Origin of the sequence: Pseudoxanthomonas japonensis (genome assembly GCF_043632995.1) — a bacterium.
Taxonomy (GTDB): Bacteria; Pseudomonadota; Gammaproteobacteria; order Xanthomonadales; family Xanthomonadaceae; genus Pseudoxanthomonas_A; species Pseudoxanthomonas_A japonensis.
Map to the genome: position 1 here is coordinate 1,224,313 of NZ_CP171632.1, position 25,727 is coordinate 1,250,039.

Annotated in this window: 19 protein-coding genes; 6 read left to right on the forward strand and 13 right to left on the reverse strand. The window is 68.5% G+C overall.

Features of this window, described 5'->3' with window-relative positions; genetic code table 11:
* Nucleotides 1-44 precede the first annotated feature (44 nt).
* Complete coding sequence (gene tldD, locus ACGHX3_RS05565) at nucleotides 45-1,487, forward strand: metalloprotease TldD (RefSeq protein WP_394696678.1); 1,443 nt, start codon at nucleotides 45-47, stop codon at nucleotides 1,485-1,487.
* 355 nt (nucleotides 1,488-1,842) lie between these two features.
* Here the strand turns inward: tldD and yjgA are convergent, their stop codons facing one another.
* Nucleotides 1,843-2,397, reverse strand: coding sequence for a DUF615 domain-containing protein (gene yjgA, locus ACGHX3_RS05570; RefSeq protein ID WP_394696679.1), 555 nt, complete (start codon nucleotides 2,395-2,397; stop codon nucleotides 1,843-1,845).
* 99 nt (nucleotides 2,398-2,496) lie between these two features.
* Here yjgA and pmbA point away from each other — a divergent pair, with 99 nt between their 5' ends.
* The 3 genes from pmbA to ACGHX3_RS05585 all read left to right on the forward strand — a co-directional run bounded on the left by pmbA (nucleotide 2,497) and on the right by ACGHX3_RS05585 (nucleotide 4,876).
* Complete coding sequence (gene pmbA, locus ACGHX3_RS05575; protein ID WP_394696680.1) at nucleotides 2,497-3,855, forward strand: metalloprotease PmbA; 1,359 nt, start codon at nucleotides 2,497-2,499, stop codon at nucleotides 3,853-3,855.
* Between the two features lie 117 nt (nucleotides 3,856-3,972).
* Nucleotides 3,973-4,350, forward strand: a complete 378-nt coding sequence (locus tag ACGHX3_RS05580) for a DUF4870 domain-containing protein (protein ID WP_162337586.1) — start codon at nucleotides 3,973-3,975, stop codon at nucleotides 4,348-4,350.
* Between the two features lie 163 nt (nucleotides 4,351-4,513).
* The gene (locus ACGHX3_RS05585) at nucleotides 4,514-4,876 is read left to right on the forward strand and encodes a DUF4870 domain-containing protein (RefSeq protein WP_394696681.1); all 363 of its coding nucleotides are present in this window, start codon (nucleotides 4,514-4,516) and stop codon (nucleotides 4,874-4,876) included.
* Between the two features lie 57 nt (nucleotides 4,877-4,933).
* On the opposite strand, the gene ACGHX3_RS05590 is transcribed toward ACGHX3_RS05585, so the two are convergent.
* The 4 genes from ACGHX3_RS05590 to ACGHX3_RS05605 all read right to left on the reverse strand — a co-directional run bounded on the left by ACGHX3_RS05590 (nucleotide 4,934) and on the right by ACGHX3_RS05605 (nucleotide 7,808).
* Entirely contained in the window at nucleotides 4,934-5,812 is an 879-nt protein-coding gene (locus ACGHX3_RS05590) for a polyprenyl synthetase family protein (protein WP_394696682.1), read from the reverse strand.
* Nucleotides 5,802-6,062 (reverse strand): exodeoxyribonuclease VII small subunit, encoded by a 261-nt coding sequence (locus tag ACGHX3_RS05595; RefSeq protein WP_162337589.1) that lies wholly within the window; start codon nucleotides 6,060-6,062, stop codon nucleotides 5,802-5,804. The genes ACGHX3_RS05590 and ACGHX3_RS05595 overlap by 11 nt, the downstream gene beginning before the upstream one ends.
* 49 nt (nucleotides 6,063-6,111) lie before the next feature.
* Complete coding sequence (gene tilS / locus ACGHX3_RS05600; RefSeq protein ID WP_394696683.1) at nucleotides 6,112-7,407, reverse strand: tRNA lysidine(34) synthetase TilS; 1,296 nt, start codon at nucleotides 7,405-7,407, stop codon at nucleotides 6,112-6,114.
* A 131-nt stretch (nucleotides 7,408-7,538) separates the two neighbouring features.
* Nucleotides 7,539-7,808, reverse strand: coding sequence for a hypothetical protein (locus ACGHX3_RS05605; protein WP_394696684.1), 270 nt, complete (start codon nucleotides 7,806-7,808; stop codon nucleotides 7,539-7,541).
* Between the two features lie 81 nt (nucleotides 7,809-7,889).
* On the opposite strand from ACGHX3_RS05605, the gene lepB reads away from it, so the two are divergent.
* On the forward strand, nucleotides 7,890-8,441 hold the full coding sequence (lepB, locus tag ACGHX3_RS05610) for a signal peptidase I (RefSeq protein ID WP_394696685.1): 552 nt from the start codon (nucleotides 7,890-7,892) through the stop codon (nucleotides 8,439-8,441).
* Nucleotides 8,442-8,447: 6 nt separating this feature from the next.
* Here the strand turns inward: lepB and ACGHX3_RS05615 are convergent, their stop codons facing one another.
* Nucleotides 8,448-9,200, reverse strand: coding sequence for a tetratricopeptide repeat protein (locus ACGHX3_RS05615; protein WP_394696686.1), 753 nt, complete (start codon nucleotides 9,198-9,200; stop codon nucleotides 8,448-8,450).
* A gap of 243 nt (nucleotides 9,201-9,443) precedes the next feature.
* On the opposite strand from ACGHX3_RS05615, the gene ACGHX3_RS05620 reads away from it, so the two are divergent.
* On the forward strand, nucleotides 9,444-12,263 hold the full coding sequence (locus ACGHX3_RS05620; RefSeq protein WP_394696687.1) for a di-heme oxidoredictase family protein: 2,820 nt from the start codon (nucleotides 9,444-9,446) through the stop codon (nucleotides 12,261-12,263).
* A gap of 60 nt (nucleotides 12,264-12,323) precedes the next feature.
* On the opposite strand, the gene ACGHX3_RS05625 is transcribed toward ACGHX3_RS05620, so the two are convergent.
* From ACGHX3_RS05625 to rnhB, 7 genes are all read right to left on the reverse strand, one after another.
* A complete protein-coding gene (locus tag ACGHX3_RS05625) occupies nucleotides 12,324-17,795 on the reverse strand; it encodes an AAA domain-containing protein (protein ID WP_394696688.1) in 5,472 nt (1,823 codons plus the stop codon).
* A complete protein-coding gene (locus tag ACGHX3_RS05630) occupies nucleotides 17,792-18,976 on the reverse strand; it encodes a M48 family metalloprotease (protein WP_394696689.1) in 1,185 nt (394 codons plus the stop codon). Before ACGHX3_RS05630 ends, ACGHX3_RS05625 begins: the two co-directional genes overlap by 4 nt.
* 35 nt (nucleotides 18,977-19,011) lie before the next feature.
* A complete protein-coding gene (locus ACGHX3_RS05635; protein ID WP_394696690.1) occupies nucleotides 19,012-19,722 on the reverse strand; it encodes a transglycosylase domain-containing protein in 711 nt (236 codons plus the stop codon).
* A gap of 13 nt (nucleotides 19,723-19,735) precedes the next feature.
* The gene (locus ACGHX3_RS05640; protein ID WP_394696691.1) at nucleotides 19,736-20,695 is read right to left on the reverse strand and encodes an acetyl-CoA carboxylase carboxyltransferase subunit alpha; all 960 of its coding nucleotides are present in this window, start codon (nucleotides 20,693-20,695) and stop codon (nucleotides 19,736-19,738) included.
* Between the two features lie 96 nt (nucleotides 20,696-20,791).
* Entirely contained in the window at nucleotides 20,792-24,367 is a 3,576-nt protein-coding gene (gene dnaE / locus ACGHX3_RS05645) for a DNA polymerase III subunit alpha (RefSeq protein ID WP_394696692.1), read from the reverse strand.
* A gap of 184 nt (nucleotides 24,368-24,551) precedes the next feature.
* A complete protein-coding gene (locus ACGHX3_RS05650) occupies nucleotides 24,552-24,959 on the reverse strand; it encodes a hypothetical protein (RefSeq protein ID WP_394696693.1) in 408 nt (135 codons plus the stop codon).
* Between the two features lie 148 nt (nucleotides 24,960-25,107).
* A complete protein-coding gene (rnhB, locus tag ACGHX3_RS05655) occupies nucleotides 25,108-25,713 on the reverse strand; it encodes a ribonuclease HII (protein ID WP_394696694.1) in 606 nt (201 codons plus the stop codon).
* Nucleotides 25,714-25,727: the final 14 nt, after the last annotated feature.

Genomic DNA, 25,727 nt, shown 5'->3' on the forward strand with positions numbered 1-25,727 from the left:
GCGGCAAGGTTGCCGAGGCCGTCCTTCGCCCCCATGGTACTGACATGACCCTGCCCATCCCGCTCGCCGAAACCCGTCTCCTCCTGCCTGCCGGACTGGATCCCTCCGGTCTCGACCGTGCGTTCGGCACGCTGCTCGGGCCCGGCATCGACTTCGGGGACCTGTATTTCCAGCACGCCCGCCGCGAGAGCTGGACGGTCGAGGACGGCATCGTCAAGGACGGAGCGCACTCGATCGAACAGGGCGTGGGCGTGCGCGCAATCTCCGGCGAGAAGACCGGATTCGCCTATTCCGACGACATCAACGCGCAGGCGCTGCTGGGTGCGGCGAAGTCCGCGCGCGCCATCGCCCGTGATGGCGCCGCGCATGCGCCGCGCACGCTGGTGCGCAGTGGTGGCCGCGCGCTGTACGCCGGCGACGATCCCATCGATGCGATGGGCAACGACGCCAAGGTCGAGGCGCTGCGTGCGGTCGATCGCTTCCTGCGCGCCGCGGACCCGCGCGTGCAGCAGGTGACCGTCAGCCTGTCCGGCGGCATCGACACCGTGCTGGTCGCGCGCAGCGACGGCGTGCTCGCCTCTGACGTGCGCCCGCTGGTGCGGTTGAACGTGCAGGTGATCGTCGAGCAGAACGGTCGCCGCGAATCCGGCTACGCCGGCATGGGCGGACGCTACGGTTATGCCGAGCTGTTCGCCGACGGCAAGCCCGAGGACCTCGCACGCGAGGCGTTGCGGCAGGCGCTGGTGAACCTGGAGGCGATCGATGCGCCGGCCGGCGTGATGCCGGTGGTGCTGGGCAGCGGCTGGCCGGGCGTGCTGCTACACGAAGCCGTCGGCCATGGACTGGAAGGCGACTTCAACCGCAAGGGCACCAGCGTGTACGCGGGTCGCATCGGTCAGCAGGTCGCGTCGAAGGGCGTCACCATCGTCGATGACGGCACGCTGCCGGGCCGCCGCGGTTCGCTCAACATCGACGACGAAGGCACGCCGACCAACTGCACCACCCTGATCGAGGATGGCGTGCTGGTCGGCTACATGCAGGACACGCACAACGCACGCCTGATGGGCGTGACGCCCACGGGCAACGGCCGTCGCGAATCGTTCGCGCACCTGCCGATGCCGCGCATGACCAACACCTACATGCTCGCCGGCCAGCACGACCCGGAAGACATGATCCGCTCGGTGAAGAAGGGCCTGTACGCGGTCAATTTCGGCGGCGGCCAGGTCGACATCACCAGCGGCAAGTACGTGTTCTCCGCGACCGAGGCCTACCTGATCGAGGATGGCCGCATCACCGCGCCGGTCAAGGGCGCCACGCTGATCGGCAACGGTCCCGAAACCATGCAGAAGGTGAAGATGGTCGGCCACGACCTGGCGCTCGACCAAGGCGTCGGCGTGTGCGGCAAGGACGGCCAGAGCGTGCCGGTGGGCGTGGGCCAGCCGTCGTTGCTGATCGAAGGCCTGACGGTGGGTGGGACGAAGGCGTGATGCGCTCCTGCCTGTCCCTTCTCCCGTCGGGAGAAGGTGCCCCGCAGGGGCGGATGAGGGTGCGGCGGAATCCATGACGCCTGCGCCACATGGACTTCGCCGGACCCTCTCCCCAACCCCTCTCCCGGAGGGAGAGGGACTAGAGTCCGTCATCTTCGCCGATCGCCTGCGCTGCGCCAGCTTCCCCGAGCACATCGCGCATCGCCCCGAACAGCATGCGTCCTTGCCTGCGCCTTCTCCCCTCGGGAGAAGGTGCCCCGCAGGGGCGGATGAAGGTGCGGCGAAGTCCACGCAACGTGCGCATCATGGACTCCGCCGGACTCTCACCCCAACCCCTCTCCCGGTGGGAGAGGGACTAGTGTGCGTCGTCTTCGTCGGTGTCCCGCCCGTCGGCCGCAGCCAACACCTCGCGCACCTCGCGGAACAGTTCGCGGAAGGCACGCGGCGGTTTGTTCTTCGCTTTTTCGTCGGTGGCGTTGCGTACCAGCTGGCGCAGCTTCTGCCGGTCGGCCGTCGGGAACGCGTCCAGCAGGTCCGCCAGCGCCTGGTCGCCATCGGCCAGCAGGCGGTCGCGCCAGTGTTCGGCCTGGTGCAGCAGGGCGGTCTCGCGGCGCGCCGCTTCGCCGCCTTCGTCCATCGCATCGCGGATCGCTTCCAGCACCTCGTCCTCTTCGCGCCGCATCTGCTTGGCGAGGAACTGCAACTGGCGCTTGTGCGCGATGTGCGACGTGATGCGCTGCGTTTCCACGATGTGTGGCATCAGGTCTTCGGGAATCGGCAGGCGTGCCAGCTGCGCGGCCGGCAGCGCGACCAGCTTCTCGGCCAGGCTGCGGATCTCCAGCGCCTCGCCCCGCTGCTGGGTACGGCTGGGACTGAAGAATTCGCCGGTTTCGGGGTCGCGTCCGCGCATGGTGAAGCCTCTCTTTCGCTGCCGCAGCCACGTGCGGCAGCCTGAATCGAATACCGATCCGGCGCTTGGGCGCGGATCACAGGACACAAGGATAAAGCATTGAACGCCACTGCCCTGACTTCCCCCGACGACAGCCTCGCGCGGCTCGAACGCCTGGAGGCGCTGTCGCAGCGCCTGCTGGAACGTGCGCGGGCGCATGGCGCCACCCAGGCCGAGGTGAGCTGCAGCGAGGAGACCGGCCTCAACGTCAACGTCCGCCTCGGCGACGTGGAGACGGTGGAGTCGACCCGCGACCGCGGCATCGGCGTGACCGTGTACTTCGGCCAGCGCAAGGGCAGCGCCAGCACGGCCGACCTGCGCGAGGAGAGCCTGGAGGCCACGGTCGTCCAGGCGTGCGCGATCGCCCGCTACACCGAGGACGATGCCGCCTCGGGCCTCGCCGACGCGGCGCTGATGGCGCGCGAGTTTCCCGACCTGGATGTCTGGCATCCGTGGGCGCTCGAGATGGACCATGCCGTGGACCTCGCGCTTGCGTGCGAAGCGGCCGGGCGCGATGCCGATGCGCGCATCGCGAATTCCGATGGCGCCTCAGTCGGTAGCGGCGAGAGCCTGTCGGTGTATGCCAACTCCCATGGTTTCATCGGCCGCGAGCGCGACACCCAGCACACGATCGGGTGCGCGCTGATCGCCGGGCAGGGCGACGGCATGCAGCGCGACGGCTGGTACAGCACCGCGCTGTCGCACCGCGAACTGGACGACCCGGCCGCCATCGGTCGCAAGGCCGCCGAACGCACGCTGTCGCGCCTGCAGCCACGCTCGCTGGCCACCGGCGAGTATCCGGTGCTGTTCTCCGCGGAGGTCGCGCGTTCGCTGGTCGGCCACCTGCTCGGTGCGGTCTCCGGTGGCGCGCTGTACCGGAAGGCCAGCTTCCTGCTCGACCACGTGGGCCAGAGGATCTTCCCGGACTGGTTCGCCATCGAGGAGTTGCCGCTGCTGCCGCACGGGCTGCGCTCGTCGGTCTTCGATGCCGAAGGGGTGGCGACGAAGCGCTCGCACCTCGTCCGCGACGGCGTGCTGGAGCGTTATGTGCTGGGCAGTTATTCCGCGCGCAAGCTGGGATTGCAGACCACCGGCAATGCCGGGGGCGTGTACAACCTGCAGGTGAAGGCGAACGCAGGCGGTTTCGATGCGCTGCTGGGTGGCATGCGCACCGGCCTGCTGGTTACGGAGCTGATGGGGCAGGGCGTGAACGGCGTGACCGGCGACTACTCGCGCGGCGCGGCCGGCTTCTGGGTGGAGGACGGCGTACTGGCCTACCCGGTCGACGGCATCACTGTCGCTGGCAACCTCAAGACCATCTTTGCCGGCATCGAGGCGGTGGGCAGCGACGTGGACCGCCGTTCGCACGTGGGCGTCGGATCGATCCTGGTCGGTCGGATGACGGTCGCGGGCGAGTAGTCGCGACGGCCGTCTGGCCGACGGTGCCCCCATTACCCGTTATGCTTGGCGTGCGGAGTACGGCGGGGGAATGCCGTACTCGACCGCCCACCACACCACTTTCCGGGGATCCACACGATGAGCGAATTCGACAACGTCACCGCACCGCCGCCGCCGGCTGCCGGCGATGCGCCGCAGGACCAGCGCACCATGGCGCTGCTGGGGCACCTGCTGGGCATCATCACCGGGCCGATCGGCGCGCTGATCATCTGGCTGGTCAGCAAGGACGATGCGTCGAAGGGCTTCGTCGTCGACCAGTCCAAGGAAGCGCTGAACTTCCAGATCACGGTGTTCATCGCGATCGTCATCTCCTGGATCCTGGCCTTCGTGCTGATCGGTCTGCTGCTGATGCCGCTGGTCGGCATCGCCAACCTCGTGCTGTGCATCATCGCGGGCATCAAGGCCAACAACGGCGAGTCGTACCGCTATCCGTTCGCCCTGCGCCTGATCAAGTAAGCGATCGCGACGCGCTGCAGGAAAGCCCGGCCATGCCGGGCTTTTTTATTGTTAGGTGTCAAGCGGAGGACGGGCACCTAGAATCCGGCGGACCAGGCGCGGCCCTGCCGTTACCGGCGCCGCGACTGGTCCCGCTGTCTGTCCGACTCAACAAGGAATCTGCATGTCCCACTCGAACGTTTCACCGGAAGAACGCACCGCGGCCCTGATCACCTATCTGCTCACGGCTTTCCTCGGCATCATCGGCGCAGTGATCGGCTGGGCGGTATTCAAGGGCAAGGGTGCGTTCGCGAAGGACCAGACCACCGAAGCGCTCAACTGGGCCATCTCGCTGACGCTGGCCTTCATCGCGCTGTGGGTGGTCGTGTTCGTGCTGGCCATGGTCTCGCCCAAGCTGGCGATCGTGGGCACGCTGCTCTATATGGTGCTGGCCCTGGCCGGCTTCATCCTGTCCATCATCGCGGCCATCAAGGCCAACGGCGGAACCGCCTTCCGTTTCCCCTTCGCGCTGCGACTGGTCAAGTAAGCGCTCATCGCGCGCAACGAGAAAGCCCGGCAACGCCGGGCTTTTTCATGGCTTCGTTCAATGCATGCGGTGGATGGCGAGGTCGCCGAGCGCACGCAGTGCGTCGGCGCGGCCATCGTAGGGCGCCAGTGCCTGGCGCATGCGGGCGTCGAGCTCCGCGAGCTTCGTCTTAGCGCCGTCCATGCCGAGCAGGGCGGGGTAGGTCGACTTGGCCTGCGCCACGTCCTTGCCGGCCGTCTTGCCGAGTTGCGCGGAGCTCGCCTCGATGTCGAGGATGTCGTCGCGTACCTGGAACGCCAGTCCCAGCGCGTCCGCAAAGCCGTCCAGCCGCGTCAGCGTGGCCGCATCGGCGCCGCCGGCGAGCGCGCCCATGCGCACTGCGGCCCGGATCAGCGCGCCGGTCTTCAGCGCATGCATCCGCTGCAGGTCGTCCAGCGACTGCTGCGACCCGGTGGCGTCGATGTCGAGGGCCTGGCCGCCGCACATGCCGGCCGCGCCCGACGCCTGCGCCAGCGTCGCCAGCCAGTCCACGCGCAGCGTCGCGGTGGCATCGGCCGTGGCCAGCTGTTCGAATGCGAGCGTCTGCAGCGCGTCGCCGGCCAGGATGGCGGTGGCTTCATCGAACGCGATGTGCACGGTGGGTTTGCCGCGGCGCAGGTCGTCGTCGTCCATCGCTGGCAGGTCGTCGTGCACCAGCGAATAGGCGTGTATCAGTTCCACTGCGACGGCGGGCGCATGCAGCGTGGCCTCGTCCGCCTGCAGCAGCGCACCGCTGGCGTAGACCAGCAGGGCCCGCATGCGCTTGCCGCCGCCGAGCACGGCATGGCGCATGGCGGCATGCAGGCGCTGCGGCGCCGCCCCTGCGGGTGGCAGGGCCTGGTCCAGGTGGTCTTCCAGCGCGTTCGCCCAGGTGGCGAAGCGGGGATCAGCGGCCATCGGGCGCGGGAGCGAAGGGTTCGCCGCTCTCGGGCTGCCCGGGGTCGGTGAGCAGGCGCACGCGCAGTTCGGCCTGTTCGAGGGCCGCCTGGCATTGCCGGTACAGGCCCACGCCGCGCTCGTAGGCGGCCAGCGAGGCTTCCAGGGTCAGGTCGCCGTGTTCCATCTTCTCGACCAGTTGCTCGAGTTCGTCCAGCGACTGTTCGAAATGGGCGACGGGCGAGGCGTCGGCGGGGGTCTTCTTTGCCATGCGGCAAGTGTGGGGATCGCCTGCGGCAAGGTCAAACCCGGCACCTGTTTCAGCCGCGCCGCCACGCCAGGCGGCGGCTGGCCGTGTGCAGCCAGGCATCGCAGTCGGCCGACAGGACCAGGTCGCCCGCGGCCCACAGCACGTCGTCCCGCCACAACAGAGGCAGCTGGCGTCGTTCCCATGGCGGAATGCCCAGCGACTGCAGCACGTCCTTCAGGGCATGCCGGTGCGCGCGGCCGGGCAGGGCGATCCGCTCGCCGCCGCGCCGTGCCGTCACGCGCACGGGGGTGGCGAACGGCGCGCCGTCCAGACAAAGCGCGCCGCCATCGGGGAGCGCGAGCGGCGCCGCGCCGTCCCAGTCGACCTGCCAGTCGTCCGGCAGCGCCGGCCGCTGGCGTTCGGCATGCAGCAGGCCCCGCCAGCGCCGCACGACCGCGCCATGCCAGGCGAACTCGGCCTGTGCGTCCGCCCGCGCATCGAGGAGGTGTGCGTCGATCCGTGCCACCCCTTCGGCAGGCAGCGGAGGCAGTGAAAGACCCTCGATCCAGTGTCGCAGCGCGCGTGCACGCGCGGCGGCGCCCGCATCGCGCAAGGCCTCGACCTGCAAGGCGGCAGGATCGGCGGTGGCCGCGCGGGCGAGCAGGTCGCGATCCTGTCGTGCGAGCAATCCGGCCGCGTCCGCATTCAGCGCCGCGCTGCGTGCGAAAGCGGCATCCGCGTGCGGCCAGCGTGTCCGCAACAGCGGCAGCACCTCGTGGCGCAGGAAGTTCCGGTCGAAGGTGGTGCCCGCGTTGCTGGGATCCTCGATCCACGACAGCGACGCTGCACGCGCGTACGACTCCAGTGTGGAGCGTGGCGTGTCCAGCAACGGGCGCCAAAGCCATCCGGTGCCGAAGGCACGACACGGGCGCATGGCGGCCAGGCCCTCGGGACCGGACGCGCGCAGTGCGCGCAGAAGGAACGTCTCCGCCTGGTCGTCGCGGTGATGGGCGAGCGCGATGATGTCGCCCGCCTGCATGGCCTCCCTGAAGGCCGCATGGCGTGCGCGCCGTGCGGCGGCTTCCACGCCATCGCCGGCCGCCATGTCCACGCGCACGCGGTGCACCTGCAACGGCACCTCCAGCGACAAACACTGCGCTTCGCAATGCGCGGCCCAGGCATCGGCATCCGGTTGCAGTCCGTGGTGCACGTGGATCGCGTGAAGTCCCTGTCTGCGCACGGCCGCGTCTTGTGCCAGCCGGTGCAGCAGCACCGTCGAATCCAGACCGCCGCTGAAGGCCACCCACACGCGTCCCGCCACGGGTGGCAGCGGCAGGACGAGCGACGAGGCGTCGGGATGAGGCATGCGCGCATGCTAGCGGCGGGCGCGCCGATATGCAGCCGGTCAGGGCAAGACGGCATCGACGGCGTCTGTGCCGGCACGCGATGACGCTGTCGTTGGCGCGACAGCGGCGATCGCGCCGCGCAGGCGACCGGCTACTGCACGCGCTGCAGGATCACGACCACGGCGGCTATCCAGCAGGCCGATACGAACATCCCGAGCACCAGGTGCTGGCTGGCGCCGTTGCGGTGGAAGCGCCACCGGTTCACGGCCATCACGGCAACGAGGGACAGGACGAACAGGGCCGCCGGCAGGCACCACCAGGGCAGCGAAAGCAGGTTCATGTCGTCTCCCGGCATCGCGGCGGAGCAGGCCGCGACGGCAGGATCGCGCCGTTCCGCCGCATCCGCGTTGATTGCGATCAAGGGGATGTCCTGGCAGGAAAGGTGCGGAAGAGACGGATCTGCGGCACGCTGGCCGCCGACTCACAGCTGTCATGAGGAGACATGTCCCGCCTGCGTCGCTCCATCGTCCGCCTGCTCGTGGCGTCGATCGTCCTCATTCCTGCCGCTTCACTGGCGATGTACGCCTTCAATCCGTTCGGCGCGCGTTCGCTGGACCCACGCCAGCGCATCCTGGGACATGGCCTGTACCGCGTGCCCTCGTCCAGCATGCTGCCGGGCATCGTGCCGGAGCAGGTCCTGCTGACCCGTGCGGGCTATTACACGAAGCATGCACCGCAGCGAGGCGACTTGGTCACGCTGTTCGTGCCCGAGCACGAAGGCCAGGTGTGGTTGCAGCGCATCGTCGGCCTGCCGGGCGAAACGCTGAGCATCGTCGATGGCAGGGTGCATATCGACGGCGTCGCGCTGGATGAGCCGTATGTCGCCGCCGGGAACGTCAGCATGGATCATTCGCTGACCTTCCCACCGACCCGCGTGCCGGCAGGGCACTACTTCATGATGGGCGACAACCGCGACAACAGCATGGACAGCCGCTTCCAGCCGATGACGAAGCGCGAGGACATCACCGGCAAGGTCGTCGCCCGGTTGTTCTGACCCGGCCTAGTCCTGCGGCAACGTAGGCAGTTCCCGCTTGGCCACCTCGATCCAGTCGCGCTGCTCGCGCTGGTAGTAGCGCGGCGCGGCGTCGGAGCGGTCGAGGATTTCCTGGAACACGCGGCGCGCGCGGGCATGCTCGCCCTGGCGCTTCAGCAGCAGGCCGTAGCGGGCGCGTGCTTCCTCACCCGGGTAGCCCTGCACCACGGCTTCGTATTCGTGCAGGGCGGCTGCCGCATCGGCAGTGTCCTCGACCGCGCGTGCGTACAGCAGGTGGCCATCGGCGGAGCGGAAACCGGGGTTCGCGGCGATCAGTGCGTCCAGCGTGGCGCGTGCCTTCGCCGATTCGCCCAGACCGAATTGCGCTTTCGCCAGTCCCAGCATCAGGTCGGGATCGGTCGCATACAGCCCCTTCAATGCCTGATCGTAGAGCTCCGACGCGTGCGCGTAGTCGCCGCTGCGCAGGCTCTCCTCGGCCAGGCGTCGGCGATTCTCGGGCGTATCGGCCGCCTTCAGCAGTTTGGCGGCATCGCGGCGATCACGGTCGGGGTCGATCCGGTTGCGCACGTTGCGCACCGTACGGCGCGCCGACGGACTGTTGCGCAGTTCCGGCAGGACCTCGGCGATGAAGTAGACGATTGCCGAGAGGAACGGGAACACCAGCAGGATGAAGACCCAGTACAGCGGACGTCCGGTACGCACCACGTGCACGCAGCAGGCGATCTGCACGGCGTAGGTCAGCAACAGGAGTGGGCTCATGCGGGAGTGGTGTGCCGGCGGAGGAGGGCCAAGCATCCGTCATCCGCGTGACCGGCGCCAGCGCGGGGCGAGGTCGGTATGCGCGTGCGCCGCGCTGCGTTGTGCGGCGCCGGTCACAGCCGCACGGGTGACTGCTCTGCGACGATGCCGCGTCCTGCCATCGGATGGCGCATGGTCCGCTTCGGGGAAAGAAGCGGGCGTGCTGCCGGCGTTCCCCACGCGTCCCCACGGAGTCGGTACCCGATGTATTCCCCCGCGTTCGTCCGGCGCTTCCGCGCGCCGGTGTTGTCCTTGCTGGCCGTGATATCGCTGGCGGCCTGCTCCGCGCCGGCCGACGAGTCGGGCAATGCGCCGTTCTGGAGTCGCGCGCGTCCCGTGTCCGCGTCCGCGCAGATGGACGCCGGCGCGACAGCGATCGCTGCGGCCGCCGAACCGCAGGCGGCACCACCGCAGAACATCAACGTCGATCCCGTGCCGCCGGGCCGCTATCGCATTGCCAGCGCGTTGAGCGGCCGGTGCATCGAGGTCCGCGACGGCAGCACCGCCAACGGCACGCCGCTGGTGCAGTCGGCCTGCGACGCCACGCTGCACCGGCAGTTCTTCGACATCGCCGAAACCGCGACCGGACAGTACCGCCTGCGCAACCTGGCCACGCAGAAGTCGGCCGACATCCCGGCCGGATCCGCTGCCGACCACGTGATCGTGCAGCAGTGGGACGACAACGGCAGCGGAGCGCAGCGCTTCCGCCTGCAGCGCATCGACACCAGTGACCGCTACCGCATCGTCAACGTCAACAGCGGCAAGTGCCTGGGCATCGTCGGTGCGGCGACGGCAGCAGGGGCCGCGGTCGAGCAGATCGCCTGCGCCGCGGTGCCGGCGCAGCAGTTCCACCTGGGTGCGGGCGAGCCGCAACCGGTGCGGCAGAACGGCTCGCAGCCGCTGCTGCCGCCACCGCCTCCGGTGCCGCCGTCGGCCACCTACCAGCCGCTGCTGTGGCCCGACGATGCCGCGCCGATCCAGTACACGCAGGACGACGGCACGCTGGTGACCCACGTCGGTGGCCGCGTGCGCGACCGCCATGCGCGCGAGCCCATCGTCGACGACAGCTATCAGGTGTTCCCGCCGCATTACTTCGAACGGCGCACGCACGAGATCCTGATCTACGACGATGCCGTGCCCGGCACCTCCGGCGAGCAGCGCATCCTCACCGTGGTGGTGAAGCCGCAGCACTACTGGTACGGCACCAACTTCCGCCACGGTTACATCGGCCGGCGCAGCGAGGATCCGCTGGAGCCGACCTCGGTCGCGTTGTACGCCGACAACGGCGGCATGAAGCTGCTACCCGGCGGTGTGGCCACGCAGACGCCGATCGCCAACTACGCGCAGCTCGGGCAGGATCCCAACAGCAACTACACGCCACCGGCCGGCGCGCCCGGCAACGCCTTCGTGCTGGTGAAGGAGATCCGCACCGCCGCCAACGAGGGACACCGGCCGCTGCGCAAGGGCGATCTGGTGGAGTTCGAGCTGGGCATCTTCCTGGCCGGCAATCCCGACCTCATCGGCCGCTTCAATTACTACGCCGAAGCGCTGGTCTACCGCGCGGGATCGCACGGCATCGTGTCGTGGTTCCGTGGGCCGGGCTATGGCGTGCAGCGTCCGCTGGACTCGCTGGCGATGCCGGCGGAAGCGCTGTCCGCCGGTCCGTGGATGACCCTGCACGAGGACACCTCCAGCGAGCCGTTCCGCATGCTGCAGCAGGCCTCGCACAACATCGCCGGCTACAACATGCAGCCGTGGGCGGAAGGGCGCCGGCTGATCCATACCTCGTTCGCCAGTGGCCGGCACTCGGAGGAGAGCAACACCGTCTTCACTGCGCATGCCGGCAAGGCGGCACCGCGCTTCTCGCAGACGCGCTGCGTGGACTGCCACACCGGCAACGGCCGCAGTTCGCCCGTGGTCGGCGCGCCGCTGAACCGGCTGGGCGTGTTCATCGGCGTGGCGGGCGCAGGAACGCAGGCGCCGGACGCGCGCTTTGGCCTGCGCCTGCAGCAGGGCACCTACCGCGAAGCCGGTGCCAACATCGACGGACGCGAAGCCGAGCTGGTGTTGACCGGCTATACCGAACTGCCGGGCCGCTACGCGGATGGCACCGGCTACACGTTGCGCCGTCCGAACTACGCACTACGCGATCGTGCTGGCCAGCCGCTGGCGCTGCCGACCGCACTGTCCGTGCGCGTGGCGCCGTCGCTGATCGGATTGGGTCTATTGGAAGCGGTGCCCGAGCAGCAACTGGAACGTCTGGCGCTGGCGCAACAGGGCGATCCCGATGGCGTGGCCGGGCGCCTGCAGATCGTCGCCGATGCCCGCGATGCCGGGGCCAGCCGCGTCGGCCGCTTCGGCTGGAAGGCGGCGGCCGCCACACTGGAGCAGCAGGCCTCGCTCGCGTTCAACACCGACATGGGCGTCACCTCGCCGCTGATGCCGTCGCTGGAATGCGCGCGTGGCAGCCAGGGTACGGCGTGCGCCCAGGTCGACACCGGCAACGCGAAACTCACGGCTGCCGACATCCACCAGACCACGCTCTACCTGAGCCTGCTGGGCGTGCCGCCGAGACGCGACTTCGACAACCCCTTGGAACAGGACGCGCAGGCACGCGGGCGCCAGCTGCGCGTCAAGCGCGGTGCGCAGCTGTTCGAGGCCGCACGGTGCAGCACCTGCCACACGCCGGAACTGCGGACCGGCCACCACCGGTTTGCCGAGCTGCGCTACCAGACCATCCGCCCGTACTCCGACCTGTTGCTGCACGACATGGGACCGGAGCTGGCCGACACCTACGTCGAAGGCCGCGCCACCGCACGCGAATGGCGCACGCCGCCGCTGTGGGGCCTCGGCCTGGCCGCATCGATCGATCCGAGCGTGCGCTACCTGCACGACGGTCGCGCGGCCACGCTGGAAGAAGCGGTGCTGTGGCACGGTGGGCAGGGCACCGCGGCGAAGCAGCGGTTCGAGGCGATGAGCGCCGAAGACCGGCGGGCGCTGGTGGATTTCCTCAGGTCGCTCTGAACATCCGGCGGTCGGAATCGCCCGCGTTGGCCGGGCGATGCCGCGCACGGCCACACCGCATCACGCTTCCCGGTAGCCCTTGCCCAGCTTCTCGGCGACCAGTTTGTCCATCTCGCGCTGCGCGCGTCCCGGTGTTTCGAAGACCTTGACCACCGACTGGCCCTGGCTGCCGATGCGTCCGTAGCTGACTGCCAGTTCCGTGCCGGCGAGCGAGGCCTGCCAGAACTTGCGCGAATTGCCCTGCTCGAAATGGAAGCGTCGTGTCACCACGTCCGGGGCTTCCGGTGGCGGGGACGCGGCTGGGGCGGCCGTGCCGGTGGCCGGAGCGGACGGCGGTGCGAGAATGTCATCGTCGAGATCGGCGTCATCGAACGTCGCTTCATCTCCCGCCAGCGCCGCCTCGATCCGCGCCAACACCGCCTCCGGCGCGCGCAGCCAGTCCCTGCCGGGCACGTCGAGCGTGCGCCAGCCAAAGCTGCGCAGGACACCGGGGCGGAACACGTAGCGCTCGCTGGCGTCCGTCGCAGCCATCGACGGATCGTCGATGAGGATCGCGAGCAGGTAGTTGCCGCCGTCTGGATCGACCACGGCCAGGTCGCAGCGGAACTGCGAGCGGCCCACGTTCTCATCGACCGCATGGCCGCGTGCGCGCAGCGCGCTGGCCAGTGCCCGGCGCACTGCGTCGTTGGAGGCGGGTCGGGCGAAGGCTTCCTGTGCGCCTGCATTCAATGCACCCAGCACCTGTTGCGCGCGCGGCTGGTCGCCGCGTGCACTGGCCTGGGCGAACTGCAGGAAGGCGCGCAACGCAGCGGCACCATCGTTGTGGGTGTTGGTGATCGCATCGGCCTGGATCGTCGACACCACCGCCATGCGGTGGCGTGCACGGCTGAAGATGACGTTGAGCCGCTTCTCGCCGCCGCGCTGGTTGATCGGGCCGAAGTTCATCAGCATCCTGCCGTCCGGTCCCGGTGCATAACAGATGCTTAGGATGATGATGTCGCGCTCGTCGCCCTGCACGTTCTCCAGGTTCTTGATGAACAGGCCATTGAACTGGTCGGCATCTTCGCGGACATACTCGCGGTCCAGTCGCAGCGCGAATGCTTCGTCCTGTGCCGCCAGCGCATCGAGGGCGGACTCGATCTCGTCCTGCTGCGCCTCGGAGAAGGCGACCACGCCGATGCTCATGCCGGTTTCGCGGGCCAGCAGTTCGCGGACCATCTGTGCGATGTAGCGCGCCTCGGGGGCGTTGCGTCGCCCCTCATAGACGCCATCGGCCACCGGATGGAAGCTGACGGCGCGATCCAGCAATGTCTCGACGCCCAGCACGCCCGCGTCCTCCTGGTCCGATCGCACCACACGCGACTGCGGGTCGGGCGCTTCGATACGGCGGTCCGGGATGGTGACCAGCCTGCCGTCGTAGAAGGCGGCATTGGAGAAGCTGATCAGCGCCTCGTGCCGGCTGCGGTAATGCCAAGCCAGCAGGGTCGCCGGAAGATTCCGTGCGGCCTGGTTGAGCAGGCTGTCCGAGTCCATGTTGATGGCAATGCGTTCGCCGTCCTCTTCGATCAGGATTTCGTCCTCGCCGTCGCCGCTGGCGGAGAAGAAGCTGGTCGGCGGCAACTGCATCTCGTCGCCGACGACCACGATCTGGCGCGCGCGGCTCAGCGCGGGGACGGCTTCTTCGGTGGGGATCTGGCTGGCCTCGTCGAAGATCACCACGTCGAACAGATCGCTGGCCAGCGGCAACGTGTCGGAGACCGAGAGCGGGCTCATCAGCCAGATCGGCTTGAGGTCGTTGATGACGAGGCCGGTTTCATCGTCCGCCAGATCGCGGATGGAACGATGGCGCATGCTCTTGCCGAACTCGTGCTCCAGTTCACGCCGGCCGGTCGAGTAGCGCTTCTTGAACTCCTTGCCGACGGCGTCGAGCTGCGTGGCGGACAGCGCCGCTCGACGCAGGTTGTCGGTGAACAGGCGATGCAGCGTGGCGCGGACCACGCGCGAATTGGCGGCGAGCAGGTCGCCCTGCGCGCGCGCGATGGCGTGTGCGCAACGCGCCAGAGCCACGCCGTCGAAGCGTGCCAGCTCGGGCGATTCGCGCTCCGCACGCCGCAAGGCTTCTGCGGCGATCGCGGCCTCGGTCGCGTCGGGCGTTCCCGGCAGCGTGCGCAGGGCCCACCCGACTGCAGCGTCGGCGCCATGCACCGCACGCAGCAGGGGCAGCAGATCCGGCAGGTCATCCATGCTCTCGCGCAGATCGCGCAGCAGTTCGGCCAGCGTGCCGAGCGTGTCGGCGGATGCGTCCACCACATCGCGCGCGTGCGCGGCAAGGGCGTTCAGGGCGTCACGTGCCGAGACCTCCCGGCGCGCGGCGGCCACGGGGTCGGGCGACTGCTTCAGGTGCGTGACCAGTCGACGCAGCACCGCGTCCGTCGGCAGCCGCTCGCGCAGCATTGCCGCCGCGGCCAGGAATGCCTTGATGTCGGCCACGCCGTAATGCGTGCGCGCTGCCGCTTCGGCGTCATCGATCCGCTGCGCGGCGGATTGCTCGTCCGCCAGCGCCTGCACGACGCGGGTGTAGCCGGGATGCACGGCGTGCTGGCCGAACGCATAGCGGCGGCGCAACTCCCCCCGCAGCCGCCACCAGGCCGGCTGCAGCCAGCGCAATGCGGAACCTTCCATTGCGCCCGCCAGCGCCAGCGCGGCCTGCGTGTCGGCAGGGGTGAGCTTCTGCGTCCAGTGGACGGTGGTGCTCGCCGCCTTCGCCAGATCCGCTTGCAATGCAGCCAACGACTCGCGCGTTTGGCGCAGGGTGGCCGCACCGCCGCTCTCGTCGAGCAGCTCCAGATGACCTGCAAGACCTTCCTGCAGCAGGCCATGGGCAGCATCGGCCAGGGCCGTCGCAGCCTCCAGGCCGAGCGCGTCATCGATCAGGGTCTGGGCATCCTCGAAGAGGGGATCCAGGCGATCGAACTGCGCTTGCGCATCATCGAGCGCATCCTGCAGCCGCGCATAGGCACGCTCGTCGGCCAGCAGCGTGCCGCGCAGGCGGGCGAACGGATGACCGGCCAGCCCGTCGCGGCCGAAGCGCTCGCGCATGTCCCGGTGTACGCGGTTGGCCAACGGTCGTTCGGCATCCCAGGCTGCAAGATCGGGCAGCCGTTCGTTGGTGGCTGCGTCGAGCGTCGTCGTAGCGGGCAGCTCAAGCAGTCGGCGCACCAGCCTGCGCAACGGCGTGCCGAGAGCGGCCGGGACCGTCGACATCCGCGTCTCGAACGCGGCGATCCGTTGTTGCTGGCGCTCCAGCCCCTGCAGCAGGACATCGCGCTGCTGTCGAAGCGCATCGCTGTCGTGCGGCTGCGCCACCCAGTGTTCATAGCAGGTCCGCAGGTCTGCGATGAACGCCTTCTTGTCGGCCTGCGAGTCATGGATCAGGCAGCACAGCGAGTCCAGACCACTCTGCTTCAGACGGTGGAAGACCACGTCGAGCGCCGCGCGTTTTTCGCAGACGAACAGGACCCGCTTGCCTTCGCCCGCGTAGTCGGCGATGAGGTTGGTGATGGTCTGCGATTTGCCTGTGCCGGGCGGGCCCTGGATGATGAAACTGCGCCCGTCACGCGCCAGCCCGACGGCGGCGTCCTGGGTGGCGTCGGCCGCCACCACGTTCCAGCGCTGACGTACCGGCAGCGCGGCGGGTGGCGCGGTCTCGACGTCGCGAGGCTCGATCGAGAACACGCGGTCGAACGCCGGGTTCGCATCCGGCGTATCGATCAGCTGGGTGTAGTCGCGGACCAGCGACATCTTCTTGTAATTGAAGTTGACCAGGCTGACCTGCGTCAGATCCAGGTCCCACGCATAGCGGTGGCCTTCGGATTCCTGCAGGTCGAAGCCGACGCGTTCGGTTTCCTGAGTGGCATCGCTCTGCATCATCTGCGGATGGCGCGGGCCGGCGACAGGTGCCGCACCCGCTTCGAACCGCTGCGGCAACGGACTGGGACGGACCCAGCGCTCGAACAGCGCGCGGCCCAGCGGACGGTAATCGTTGCGCTCGTAGCTGTAGTCGGGAAGGCCTGGCGTCGCGGCGCGCGGCACGCGGGTGGCACCGCGTCGCCGCTGGTACTGCTGCAGGCGTTGCAGGGCTTTCTGCCGGACCAGCCGGATCTGCGGTTTGTCGATCAGTCGCAGTTGCACGGCAGGCTCGGTGCGCTGGATCTGCGCGAGCAGTTCGGCATGGACGTCTGCGATCGACGTTTTCTGCAGATCGACCGTCTCGGGCAGACGGATGTCGTAGAGCTGGCGCAACTGGTGGCGCAGCACGGGATTGAACTCCGCCTCGCCGTCGGCAGCCTGCAGCGCATACTGGTCGCGCACGCCCTTGCGTCGCGACAGTTCGACGGGCAGCCACAGCAACGGGGTGACGATGCGCTCCTCCGGCGTCTCCTTCAGGTTGTGCCAGCGCAGGAACGCGATGACCAGGCGCAGGTTGCTGAAGCCGTATTCGGCGCGGTCGCGGCGCGTTTCCTGGATCAGCTTGTCCAGGGCGACCGGCAGATACGGTTGGTCCTCGAACCGCAGCCAGCGCTGCAGGTCGATCGTGCGGCCGGCGATGACGTCGGCGGCGAACGGATCGCCCCACGTGCAGATGTGTTCCGGCCGGATGCTGTCCAGTTGCAGCACCAGCGGCACGCTGGACACGGTCAGGTTGACGCTGCTGGCGGTCGGCTTGAAGTAGAGGAGGCGGTTGCGGCGCGATAGGTCGAACAGGCGATCGCGCAGGTGCGTCAGCACTGCCTTGCGCCGTGGTGCCGCGCCCTGTGCAGCGGAGAGGGCGCGTTCAACGTCCAGCACAGGGGGTTGGTCTCGCCAGGTGCGCAAACGGGTGGTCAAGGCGCCAAGATCGGTCGCGCGCTCATGCCGGTTGAGCGCGGTCATTTCGACGATGACGGCGGCGACGATCGGGTGCAGGCGGTCGGCGAGCTGGAACAGATTGCGGCGGTGCGCGGCGAACCGCTGCACGTCGTCGATGTCGTCGAAGTCCAGGCCGCAGGCGAGCGCCGCCAGCACCAGGCCCAGACGGAACACATCGGTGATCTCGTCGTGGTGACCCAGCCTCAGTTCCCAACTGGCGAATCCGGGCAGGAACACGGGACGCTCGATGGCGGCTTCCGGGTCCGCCTGCACCTCCAGCGTATGCAGTTCTTCCCAGCCGTCGGCGGTATGCGAGCGGCGCAGTTCGCCGACGATGCTGAGGGTCGATGCCGGATGCGGTTGCACGCGGTGGATAGCCGCGAGTTCGACCATGGGTGCACGGCCCTCCGCGTGCATCAGGCGCAATGCGTTGCCTGCCTGATCCAGCACGAGGGTGGGGGGGTCCAGCGTGGCGACGCGCCCGGCCGCATGCAGGGCCGCCACCTGTTCGAACAGCGGCAGCACCAGTACCAGGACATCGTCGGTCGCCAGTGCGGCGCCGGCCTGCGCGTCGATCAGGGCGGGCAGGGTCGTCGTGGTCTGCGTCGTGGTGTCGTGGCTCATGGCTGCACCGTCGCGGCTTTCTTCAGCTTGTCGATCTCGCGCTTGCCCAGGCGGGCATCGCGTCGGAGTGCGGCGAGCATCGGATCGAGGCTGCCCAGTTCGTGCGCGGTGCGGACCGCGCGCCTTAGCGCGGCGTCCTGGACATCGTCGTCGGCCAACGCCAGGTCGAGCATCAGCGCGTTGAGATACTCGCGCACGCTCGCGTCCACGGCGGGCGCCGCGAACGCGGACGGCGGCAGCGCGGTCTCGTCGGCTGACCAGTCGGGGAACAGCTCGCGGACTTGGTGGATGACGGGGTCGCTGCGAAGCGTCGTATCGCCCAGGAAGAAGGCCAGGAAGCCGCGTGTCATCGCCTGCAGGCGCGACTGTCCCGCCAGGTCCAGCGACGGAAGCGCCAGCGCTCCGCACAGCCTGCGTTCCAGCCAGTCTTCCAGTCCGTCGTTGTGCCGCCACCACAGATCCAGTGCGCGTGCACGCAGGAACGTCTCGGGATGGGTGTGACCCCCGCTGGCGCCGGTATCGCGTGCATCGATTTCCGTCGCCTGGCGCAGATAGGCCATCGGATCGGGATCGGTGATGCCGGTCTGCGTCTTGATCAGCAGGTTGACCGCCGGTTCCAGCGCATCGGCGGCTATGGCGCCACCACGGTCGGCGAACAGTTCGGTATGCAGGGCGTAACGACGGAAGGTCTCGTGATGGCTCGCGCTCGCCTGTGGCGAACCGAGGGCATCGTTGAGGATGCGGTCGGCCACCAGGAAGTCGCCGTCGTCGCGCGACCACAGCAGATAGTGCGCCAGTTCGTGGCCGAACAGCGCCAACCGCTCCGTGTCCGACAAGCGTTCGAGGATCGGTCCTTCCAGCACGATGTGGATTTCGCCGGGCATGAACATCAGCGCGGCATTCATGTGGGGGCTGCCTGCCTGGTACAGCGTCGCGGGGGCCTGGATGCCCAAGCGCTGCATGGCCTGCTGCAACTCCGCATGGATGCCGGTGTGCGCGCCGGCCTCGAGTCGATAGGTATCGCGCAGCAGGCTATCGCGTGCCTTCTGCAGGTGCTCGTCCCTGGCGCGTTGCGAGCTGGCCCACGCCCAGACGTCGGGCTCATGCCGCTTGAGGTAGTCGACCACGTCCACGTGGTAGCGGAGTGGTTCCAGTTGCCGTTCGCTGTCCCGAGTTTCCACCAATGCCTTTCCCTGTCGACGCCCCTGCCGCGAGTCTACGGGATCGTGGGTGTCGGGGCCGGTGCGGGACAGGGGAGCGCCCGCAGACGCGCACGTGCGCGCGCAAGCGCGGCATCCGGATCGGACCAGCCGACCTGCGCGATGGCCCACCGATACCGTTCGGCGAACCGGTCCGGATGGCAGGCAGGGTCGTAGTAGGAGGGGCCTTTCAACAGCGCGATCAGCAGGAGCCGCTCCTCAGCGACGAGTTCGTCCAGCGGATGGCCATACCAAGCCTGCGCCGCCTGCTCGATGCCGGTGGCATTGCGGCCGAAGCCGCTTTCCGCCAGCACCGTGTCGACCATCCGGTCCAGGCGCCACTGGCGACTGACATGGATCGTGGCGGCGAGGTTGGTGAGGTGCCAGCGTGCAGCGCCTGCCTGCGGTGCCTCTTGTCGTGCCACCAAGGAGTGTCCTGCGTGACCGAGCAATCTCAGCTGGGCGCCGAGTCGTTCGCGTTGTCCGCCGGAGAAGTGCCAGAGCCAGTAGCCCCAGACGCTGACGGGGTTGAGGCGCGGTGCGTCATCGATGCCGTCGGCTTCGACGGCCAGATAAAGCGCGCGCAGGTCAGAGCTGGCGCGATAGCGATTCGGCTCGAGGTCGTCAGGAAGATCGGACGCCCCATAGGCATGCAGACCGAAGCACAGGCCCGCGACGAGTACGGCGAGGACCAGCAGGATTGCGAGGAGGGCTCTGATCCAGGCCATCCCCGGTGGCGACTCAGGCGGCTTCGTACGCGCCGTAGCCGCGCAGCCGTGCGTAGCGCTTCTGCAGCAGCTGTTCGACCGGCAACTGGTCCAGCGCGTCCAGTTCGTTGAGCAGCACGGCCTTCAGGCGCACGGCCATCTGGCGCGGGTTGCGGTGCGCGCCGCCGATGGGTTCGCGCACCACCTTGTCGACCAGGCCAAGGCCGTGCAGGCGCTTGGCGGTCAGACCGAGCTGTTCGGCGGCATCCTTGGCCTTGGCGGCGTCCTTCCACAGGATCGAGGCGCAGCCTTCCGGTGAGATCACTGAGTAGGTGCCGTACTCCAGCATCAGCGTACGGTCGCCCACGCCGATCGCCAGCGCGCCACCGCTGCCGCCTTCGCCGATCACCGTGCAGATGATCGGGATCTTCAGTTCGGCCATTTCCATCAGGTTGCGCGCGATGGCCTCGGACTGGCCGCGCTCTTCCGCGCCCACGCCCGGGTACGCGCCCGGCGTGTCGATGAAGGTCAGCAGCGGCAGCTTGAAGCGCTCGGCCATCTTCATCAGACGGAGCGCCTTGCGGTAGCCCTCGGGGCGCGGCATGCCGAAGTTGCGCGCGATCTTGCTCTTGGTGTCGCGGCCCTTCTGGTGGCCGATGATCATCACGCTGCGGCCGTCGATGCGGCCCAGGCCGCCGACGATGGCGGCGTCGTCGGCGAAGGCGCGGTCGCCGGCCAGTTCCTGGAACTCATCGCAGAAGACCTTGATGTAGTCCAGCGTGTACGGCCGCGCCGGATGGCGTGCCAGCTGCGAGACCTGCCAGGGCGACAGGTCGCGGAAGATCTGCGCGGTACGCACCCGCAGCTTGTCCTGCAGCGCATGGACCTCGGCATCGACATTCACCGCCGGGCCGGTACTGGCGGCGCGCAGATCCTGGATCTTGGCTTCCAGATCGGCGATGGGTTGTTCGAAATCGAGGTAGTTCGGATTCATCTGCGGGCCATGGGCCGGAAAGGGGGGAAGTGTAGCCGAAGCGGTCCGGCGGTCACGTACGGGGGGGTAGGGCCGTGATCGCGTGCACGCGGCGCGTCAGTTCGCCCAGGGCCGGTTGAACGCGGGCTTGGCCGCGCGCACGCCCGGCATGGCGCGCAGGGCGTCGAGCAGTTCGGCGTCCACGCGCACGGCCTTCTGGCCGTTGAGGTCCAGCATGCCGGCGATGGCCGCGTCGGGGGTCGCCATCAGCAGGTCCAGGCGCAGTGGTGTACCACCGGGACGATGGCGCGACAGCAGCGCATCGACGCGTTCCCACAGGCCGGGCACGCGCAGGTCCAGGCGCAACTGCAGGCGGTGCGCATGCTGCTGGCAGAGCTGGGCGTAGTCCCACACCTGGCGGATGCGCAGGCTGTAGCCGCCGCTGAATTCGTCCTCGCGCAGGCCACCCTTGATGACGAGCACGCGGTCGCGCGTCATCAGGGCGCCGAACTCGGCCAGCGCATCGGAGAACGCACTGCACTCGATGCGGCCACGGCCGTCTTCCAGCTGCACGAACACCTGGCTGTCGCCCTTGCGGCGGATGCCGACCACCTGGCCGGCGACGATCGCGTTGACCTCCGGCCGCCAGCCCTTCTTGTCGCCGCCGGACGAACTGGACCAGATGCGGTCGAGTTCGCTCAGGTCGCTGCCGACCAGCGAACGCAGGTCGTCGCGGTACGGGTCCATCGGATGGCCGCTGAGGTAGTGACCCAGCGTCTCGCGCTCGCCATGCAGCACCTGCATGAGCGGCCATTCGTCGGTGACCGGCAGTTCGACGTGGATCTCGTCGCCACCGCTGCTGGAGCCGAACATGTCGACGATGCCGGCATTGCGGTTCTTGCTGATCTGGTCGATGGCCTTCAGCACTTCCGGCAACTGCAGCGCCAGCGAGGCGCGGTTGCGGCCCAACGCATCGAGCGCGCCGGCATTGATGAGCGCTTCGAGCGCACGCTTGTTGAGCTTGGACGAATCGACGCGCTTGCAGAAATCGAACAGGTCGACGAACGCGCCGTCTTTGGAGCCATCGCCCCCGTCCTTGCGCGCCTCGACGATGCTCTCGCAAACGCCCTGGCCGACGCCCTTCACCGCGCCTAGGCCATAGCGGATGCTGTTCGCATCGGTCGCCACGAACATGAAGTCGGAGTGGTTCACGTCCGGCGGCATCACGTTCAGGCCGAGGCCGCGCGCTTCGTCGAGGAAGCCGACCACCTTCTCGGTCTTGTCCATGTCAGAGGACAGCGTCGCGGCCATGAACTCGGACGGGTAGTGCTTCTTCAGCCATGCGGTCTGGTAGGCGACCAGCGAGTACGCGGCGGCGTGCGACTTGTTGAAGCCGTAGCCGGCGAACTTCTCCATCAGGTCGAAGATTTCGTCGGCCTTGCGCTCTTCCACGCCGCCCTTGGCGGCACCCTCGCGGAAGATCTCGCGGTGCTTGGCCATTTCGGCCGGCACCTTCTTGCCCATCGCGCGGCGCAGCAGGTCGGCGCCGCCCAGCGAGTAGCCGCCGACGATCTGCGCCATCTGCATGACCTGCTCCTGGTAGACCATGATGCCGTAGGTCTCTTCCAGCATGGTCCGCGTACGCGGGTCGGGATACTCGAACTCCTCGCGGCCGTGCTTGCGCTCGACGAACGAGGGGATCATGTCCATCGGGCCGGGACGGTACAGCGCGTTCAGCGCGATCAGGTCCTCGAAGCGGTCGGGCTTCGCTTCCTTCAGCGCGCGGCGCATGCCGGTGGATTCGAACTGGAATACCGAGCCGGTGTTGCCGTTGGCGAACACGTCGCGGTAGACGCTGGCGTCGTCGAGCGGAATGGTGGTGATGTCCACCGGCGGCACGCCGACGCGCGCATGGCGCAGGTTGATCGCCTTCACCGCCCAGTCGATGATCGTCAGCGTGCGCAGGCCCAGGAAGTCGAACTTCACCAGGCCGACGGCTTCCACGTCGTCCTTGTCGAACTGGGTCACCGGATTCTTGCCGCGACCGCCTTCGTCGTGTTCGGCGAACAGCGGGCAGAAGTCCGACAGCGGGGATGGCGCGATCACCACGCCGCCGGCGTGCTTGCCGGCGTTGCGGGTGAGGTCTTCCAACTGGCGCGCCAGGTCGATCAGGTCGCGGACATCGTCCTCGTCGCGGTAACGGTCGATCAGCTCCTGCGAGGCGGCCTCGCTGCTGCCTTCGCCCATCGCGTCCTTCAGCGACACGCCCAGGATGTTCGGGATCAGCTTGGCGACGCCGTCGACCAGGCCGTACGGAAAACCGAGCACGCGGCCGGCGTCGCGCACCACGGCCTTGGCCGCCATCGTGCCGTAGGTGATGATCTGGCTGACGCGGTCGCGGCCATACTTGCGCGCGACGTAGTCGATGACTTCATCGCGGCGGTCCATGCAGAAGTCGATGTCGAAGTCGGGCATCGACACGCGTTCCGGATTGAGGAAGCGTTCGAACAGCAGCCCGTACGGCAGCGGGTCCAGGTCGGTGATCTGCAGCGCCCACGCCACCAGCGAGCCGGCGCCCGAGCCGCGGCCCGGACCGATCGGGATGCCGTGGTTTTTCCCCCACTGGATGAAGTCGGCGACGATCAGGAAGTAGCCCGGGAAGCCCATCTTGCAGATGGTGTCCAGCTCGAAATCGAGCCGCTTCTCGTAGTCCTCGCGGGTGTGTCCGGGCGCGAGCGGATTCTTCTCCAGGCGCGCCTTCAGGCCGTCGTGCGACTGGCTGCGGATCCAGCTGTCCAACGTCTCCTCGTCCGGCACCGGATACGCGGGCAGGAAGTAGGTGCCCAGCCGCATCTCGATGTTGCAGCGCTGCGCCAGCGCCAGCGTGTTGTCGATCGCGTCGGGCACGTCCGCGAACAACTCGGCCATCTGTTCGGCCGACTTCATGTACTGCTCGGCGCTGTACTCGCGCGGACGCTTGGGATCGTCGAGTACGCGGCCGGAGGCGATGCACACCCGCGCTTCGTGCGCATCGAAATCGTCCGGCGACAGGAAGCGCACGTCGTTGCTGGCGATCACCGGCAGCCCGCGCGATCCCGCGGCATGCAGGGCGAAGGCGTTGAAGGCTTCTTCGCCGTCGCGCTGCGTGCGCGTCAGTTCCAGGTGCAGGTCGTCGCCGAAGGCGCGCTGCCAGTCGGCGAGGTGCTGTTCGGCAAGGTCATGCCGACCGGTCAGCGCCAGCCGGCCGGCCAGGCTCTGGCGGCCCATGATGGCGAACAGGCCCTGGTGGTCGGCACGCAGCCAGTCCGGGTCGATGGCGACACCGTCGGTGCGGTGGCCTTCCATCCACGCACGCGACAGCAGGCGCGACAGCGACAGGTAGCCTTCGCGGTCGCGGCACAGCAGCGTCACCGGCCATGGCGCGTCGCTGCCGTCGGCCACCATCACGTCGGCGCCGGCGATGGGCTTGATGCCCACGCCTTCGGCGGCCTTGTAGAACTTCACCAGCGCGAACAGGTTGTTGCGGTCGGTGACCGCCAGCGCAGGCATGCCCAGTTCCACCGCCCGGCTCAGCAGGTTGGCCTGCTTGGCCTTCTTCGGATCGGCGTGGTCCGGTTTCTCGGGCACGCGGATGATCGAATCCGCGAGCGAGAACTCGGTGTGCAGGTGGAGGTGGACGAAACGGGAAGACATGCCGGCTCAGGGTGCTGTCGTGGCAGCGTACCGGCGGGGGTGGGGTGGGGCAAGGCTTGACATTCCGGCATCCCGGAACGGGCCGGAAGCAGCGAAAAAAAGGGCCGCCCGGGGAAAGGCGGCCTAGGGGAAACCCGAGGGCTCGGGGTGGGGTGGGCGCGGCTGCGTAGGCCGCGCCGGGGGTTCAATGGATGCGGAACATCGGCACCGGTGCCGGCGCGTAGCTGCTGAAGCGGACATGCCGCAGGTGAGAGGCCAACGCGGCTTCGGCCGTGCGTGCGGCTTGCCAATCCGCACGGGTGTAGCGCACCTCGTCCTGCGTGCATCCCCGCAGTTGCGCTTCCAGAGTGCGCAGGCGGCGGAAGTCGAGGTAATGCGCGGTTTCGTCGGCGACCAGCAGCCAGGTGGCTTCGTCCAGCGAGGCTGCAGGATCGCGAAGCAACAGCAGGGCCTGTTGCAGGCGGCTGCGCAGGACGGCGTCCTGCGACCAGTCGCGATCCGCCAGCAGGCTGCGCAGCAGTTGCACGCGTGCGTCGTCGACGGGGTGGGGCGAGGAGGAAGAGGAAGAAGCGACAACGTTCAGCAGGGTCATGGCGCACCTCGTGGGGGAGAGGGCTCTGGCGTGGGGAAGCGCCGGATGCAGGACCATGGTGCCCTTGCGATGCCATGTGTGCGCCTGCTGGAAGCCATCGTGACCATGGGCACCATGCCGATGGTCACGCGCGCAGCGATACGCGATGTCAGGTGCGGAGGAGTGCCTTGCGCACCGGGGCGAAGCTGTGCCGGTGGTGCGCGCACGGACCGTGCAGGGTCAGTGCGGAGAGATGCGCGGGCGTGGGGTATCCCTTGTGGACGTCGAACCCGTACTGCGGGAACGTCGCGTGCAGCTGCACCATCAGGCGATCGCGCGACACTTTCGCCAGGATCGAGGCGGCCATGATCGCCGGCTCGATGGCATCGCCGCCGACCAGTGTTTCCGCCATGCAGTTCAACCCTTTCGGCGCGCGGTTGCCGTCGATGCGGACCAGTTCCGGCAACGGCTGCAGCGCCATGACGGCGCGGCGCATGCCTTCCATCGTCGCCTGCAGGATGTTGAGGCGGTCGATCTCGTCGGGTTCGACGAAAGTGACGTGCCAGGCGAGCGCGCGTTCCTGGATCTGCGGGAACAGCGCTTCGCGCCTGGCTTCGCTCAGCTGCTTGGAATCGTTGAGGCCGGCGATGGGGCGCGACTCGTCGAGGATCACGGCCGCGACGGCGACCGGGCCCGCCAGCGGTCCGCGACCGGCTTCGTCCACGCCGGCGACCAGACGGACGACGGGATCCGGGAATAGCGAAGAGCCGGCCATCAGGGAGAGTTTCC